Below are 4232 nucleotides of genomic sequence, written 5' to 3' on the forward strand. Positions count from 1 at the left end.
GAACAGGCCCGCTCGGGCCTGTCCAAGCCGACCCGGGCCCCGCGGCCCGAACCAGCCGCCGGCCACCCCGGCGGCGACGACGAGCGCGACTTCGAGCACGGCCTTCCCGGCGAGCGCGGCCGGGCCGACGCCGCGCGCGGACAACACGGTCAGCTCGGCCCGGCGCCGGTCCACCCAGAACCCGCCCGCCGCACCGGCCACGACGAGCCCGGCGAGCGTGGCGGCCGCGGCGAGGGGCACGACCGTGCCGGTGAGCGCGCGGACGACGAGGTTCGCGCGGTCGGTCATCGCGGGCAGGTTCGAGACGAACTGGACTCGGTCCGGGTACCGGTCCACGGCCTGGTTGGTGTCGTCGCGCAGCCGTTGCAGGCCATCGAGGACGGGCACGGCGTTCGCGGTGGTGAGGCCGTCCGCGTCGAGCGGCAGTTCGATCGTGGTGCCGATCTGGACTCCGCTGCCTCCCGCCGCGCCGAGGAAGTCCTCCCGCGACAGGAGCGCGAGCGGGTAGATCGGGGTCTCGCCGAGCGGTTTGCCGCGGTACAGCTCGGCGAGGCTGCACCAGTACGGCTGGTCGGGGTCGGACCGCAGGTCCCGGTACACCGCCGCGACGGGGAGCGTGACGGTGCGGCCGGCCGTGGTGACCGGGACGTGGTCACCGGCGCGAATCCCCTTCTCCGCGGCGAACCCGTCGGGCAGCCACACGCCGGGGCCGCGGCCGCCGTCGAGGACGCGCACATGGTCGGCGAACCCGGTGCGGGCGACCAGGTTCACCTTGTTGCGGCCCAACTCGCCCTGCTGCAAGAGAGTGGTCACGGGTGCGGACAGCCGTGGCACGCGGCCGCCCTCGGTGGTGAGCGCCCGCTCGCGCGCGTCGAGGAGTGCCGGATTGTCCAGGCGCAGGGCCGAACTCACGTGCGCGCCGGTGTAGGCCGGGCAGGCGTCGGCGACCTGGCTCTGCAGGGCGGCGTTGCCCGCGGCGGACAGGAACAACGCGGCGGCGGCCGCGGGCAGCGCGACGAGGAACGCCGCAGCCGCCACGGCCACCGCGACGGACGGCCGGCGCAGCAGCATCCACGGCGCGCGCGACCACGGCGACGGCAACCCCCAGTGGTTCACCAGCGCAGTCTCGCACGGCGGGCGGGCCCGGTCGATCAAGTATTCTGGCGCGGGTGCGTGTCGAGATCGTCGCGCTCGTCGTGTCGCCGGTCCACGCCTACGAGGGCCGCCCGGCCGACGGGCCCCGCCCCGAGCCGGGTGCGGTGGCGCGCGAGTCGGTGACGGTGCGCGCCGGGCTGGGGCTGGTCGGGGACAGGTACTTCAACCACCCGGCGCATCGCGAAGCGGCGGTGACCGTGTTCGCGGCCGAGGCGCTCGACGCCCTCGGCTTGACCTCGCCCGATCCGGTGCGGGCCCGGCGGAACATCGTGTTGCGTGGCTTCGACGTCGACACGCTCGCCCGCACGCGGACGACGCCCGGAGCGGTGTTCAGCCTCGACAGCGGCGCGGGTCCCGTGCGGTTCCAGGCGCACCGCCCCGCGCACCCGTGTGCGTGGATGGACGTCGCGTTCGCACCCGGCGCTTTCCGCCGTTTGCGCGGCCACGGCGGGGTCCGGTGCGTCCCCTTGGACGACGGGGTCCTCCGGGTGGGTGCGGCCGAACTGCTGATTTTGACGGAGCGACCGGAATCGGCGTGATGGGTGAGCACGGGCTGTCCGTGTAGTGCCGCACGTCGCCTGAGCCGTCGCACACCGGTTGTATACAACGTGCATGATTCGCGCGGCACCGCCCACGGCAGCGGCGCTTCAGGCCGCTCCGCCACCCGGAACCTCCGCGCCACGCGCCCGCTCGGCAGCACCCGCCCCCGGGCACCGCCCCACCGGGCCGCGATACGCAGCGCTCACCCGCCCGCCCTCCTTGCGGCGACTCGCAGCGCCAGTCCACGGGCCGTAGCACCAGTCCACGGGCCGTAGCACCAGTCCACGGGCCGTAGCACCAGTCCACGGGCCGTAGCACCACCCACCCGGCGGCACCACCCACCCGGCCGCGACACGCGCCACCCACCTGCCCATGCGATCCCGACGTCGCGGCGCCAGCCCACGGACCGGCACCACCCACCCGCCTGCCCCAGCGCCAGCCGCAGATCGTGGCACCGCCCGCCTCACACCGGCTCGCAGCGTCCCGCTCCGCGCCGCGGCACCACCCACCCGGCCGCGCGTGGCATCAATCTGCGGGCGGCAGCTTACGGCGCCCGGGCCGCCCGGCTCTGGCCTCCCACCTGCCACCTCCGCCTGGGCGGCGGCACCTTCCCGCCCCCCGCTGGTGTCACCACCCGCCGGCGGGCAAGCCTCACCCGCCGGTCATCCACCTCCCGGGCGGCACTTGCGCCATCCCTCGTGGACCGGGCACTTCCGGCACACCGAGCGGTCACACAGGCGGCACAGCTCGGCCAGGGTCTGCTCGCTGCGGGCCTCCGGGCCGAGCAGCGCCTCGGCCACCGCGGCGAGCTGCGCGCGTTGCTCGCCGGACAGGCGCTCCACCAGGCGGTCGAGCACGGCCTGCCGCGCGGCCAGCGCATCCGCCGCCCGGCGTTCGCCCTCCGAGGTGAGCCTCAGCGGGCGCCTGCGGCCTTCGCTCTCGCGCGTGATCCAGCCTTGCTCGGTCAGCCGCCGGACCAGGTGCGCAGTGCCGGGCTGGGAGATGTGCAGGACCCCCGCGAGCCAGTCCGCCGTCCGGCCCGGCTGGTCCTTGATGGCGATCAGCGCCTCCCCCAGCGCTCCACCGGCGCCGACAGCCTCGGTGACCGCGTCCCGCACCGCGCTGGCCACCAGCAGCGACATCGCGCCGAGCAGGTTTGCGCTCCGCTGTTCCGGCTCATTCATAAGTTATGAATGTACGCGCCCTGGTGCTGATCGGCTGCCTGAACCTCGCCCAGCTGCCCATCGCGATGCGGCCACTGCTGGTGACGCTCACCGGCGTCGAGGCCACCGGCAGCTTCACCGCCGCGGGCCTGGCGGGCGCGGCGGCGGCCATCGGCACCGCGGTCGCCGCTCCCCTGTGGGCTCGCGCGCTGCCGGTCTCGGGCGACCGGCGGGTCCTCGTGCTGTCCGGCGCGTTGTTCACCGCGGCCCAGCTCGCGCTCGCCGGCACCCACGGGCCGGCCCTGTTCACCGGGCTCGCCGCGGCCTCGGGACTGGCCACCCCGCCGGTGTCGGCGAGCCTGCGCGCCATGCTCCCCCGCCTCGCGAGACCGCAGCTGACCAGGGCGTACGCGGTCAACTCGGTCGCGCTGGAAACGATTTACATCGGCGGGCCGCTGTGGGTGAGCGGCTGGGTGGCGCTGGCAGGGCCGACTGCGGCGCTGGCCGTCACGACCCTGGCCGGCGCCGCGGGGCTGGTCGTCGGGGTCGTGCTGGTGCCCGTGTTCGAGCGTGCCCGGCCGCGGCGCGGTGGCCTGTTGAGCGACCCCGCCGTGCACACGCTCGGCGCGGCCTACCTCGCCTACTGGGTGTGCATGGGGGCGATGTGGGTGCTGGTGCCGGCATTCGCCGAGCACGAGGGTGCCGCCGGGCAGTCGGGGTTGCTGGTCGCGGTGTGGTCGGCGGGCAGCCTCGCGGGCGGGGTGGCGCTGGCGGCCCGGCCGCCGCGTAGTGCTCAGCGGAACACCTACACCGCGCTGCTGGGCGCTCTCGCGCTGACGTCGCTCCCGCTGGCGTTGCCGGGCAGTGTCGCGGTGATGGCCGTCGTGATCGCCGTGTTCGGGCTGGCGCTGGCGCCGTGGCTCGCGGTGCACGACCAGCTCGTGGCGGGCGTCGGCGAGGACCGCAGCGGCGAGCTGTACGGCTGGCTGACGACGCTGGGGCAGATCGGCAGCGCGGCGGGCTCCGCGCTGGCCGGGCCGGTCGGCGACCGCTACGGCGGCGGCCCGGCGTTCCTCCTGGTCAGCGGGGCGCTGGTGATCGCGCTGGCGGTGGCCGCGACGAGGCGGCGCACCCTGCCGGACGTGGGCGCCTTGCGGTGAGCGGGAGCTGACGGAGGCGCCGCGCGAAGTCGCCAGGCCGCCGCCGAGCGGGCCCGAGCCACGGGAAGGCACGTGCCCAGCACCCCCCGGGCACAGCCGAAACCCTGGCTACAGGGGTGGTCCAGCCGAGCACTCGGCGCGGGAGGCGCGAGCCGGGCGGGAGGCGCGAGCCGGGCGGGAGGCACGAGCCGGGCGGGAGGCACGAGCCGGGCGG

3 protein-coding genes and 1 pseudogene are annotated in these 4232 nt (G+C 75.8%); 2 read left to right on the top strand and 2 right to left on the bottom strand.

Features of this window, described 5'->3' with window-relative positions; genetic code table 11:
• Positions 1-1116: pseudogene (locus AMY39116_RS44450) on the bottom strand (ABC transporter permease); the annotation flags it as partial.
• Between the two features lie 53 nt (positions 1117-1169).
• Between AMY39116_RS44450 and AMY39116_RS0341605 the strand changes: the two are divergent.
• Positions 1170-1694 (top strand): MOSC domain-containing protein, encoded by a 525-nt coding sequence (locus AMY39116_RS0341605; protein WP_020423509.1) that lies wholly within the window; start codon positions 1170-1172, stop codon positions 1692-1694.
• A gap of 663 nt (positions 1695-2357) precedes the next feature.
• On the opposite strand, the gene AMY39116_RS0341610 is transcribed toward AMY39116_RS0341605, so the two are convergent.
• Positions 2358-2879: a MarR family winged helix-turn-helix transcriptional regulator gene (locus tag AMY39116_RS0341610; RefSeq protein ID WP_157358881.1), complete on the bottom strand. Its 522-nt coding sequence runs from the start codon at positions 2877-2879 to the stop codon at positions 2358-2360.
• Between the two features lie 5 nt (positions 2880-2884).
• Between AMY39116_RS0341610 and AMY39116_RS0341615 the strand changes: the two genes are divergently transcribed.
• Entirely contained in the window at positions 2885-4018 is a 1134-nt protein-coding gene (locus AMY39116_RS0341615) for an MFS transporter (protein ID WP_084506239.1), read from the top strand.
• Positions 4019-4232 lie beyond the last annotated feature (214 nt).

This window comes from Amycolatopsis sp. ATCC 39116, from assembly GCF_000231075.2.
GTDB lineage: Bacteria > Actinomycetota > Actinomycetes > Mycobacteriales > Pseudonocardiaceae > Amycolatopsis_E > Amycolatopsis_E tucumanensis.

Excerpts from the sequence above, each read along its gene's own strand:
- AMY39116_RS0341610 (WP_157358881.1), bottom strand. The coding sequence starts at position 2,879 with ATGAATGAGCCGGAACAGCGGAGCGCAAACCTGCTCGGCGCGATGTCG.
- AMY39116_RS0341615 (WP_084506239.1), top strand. The coding sequence starts at position 2,885 with ATGAATGTACGCGCCCTGGTGCTGATCGGCTGCCTGAACCTCGCCCAG.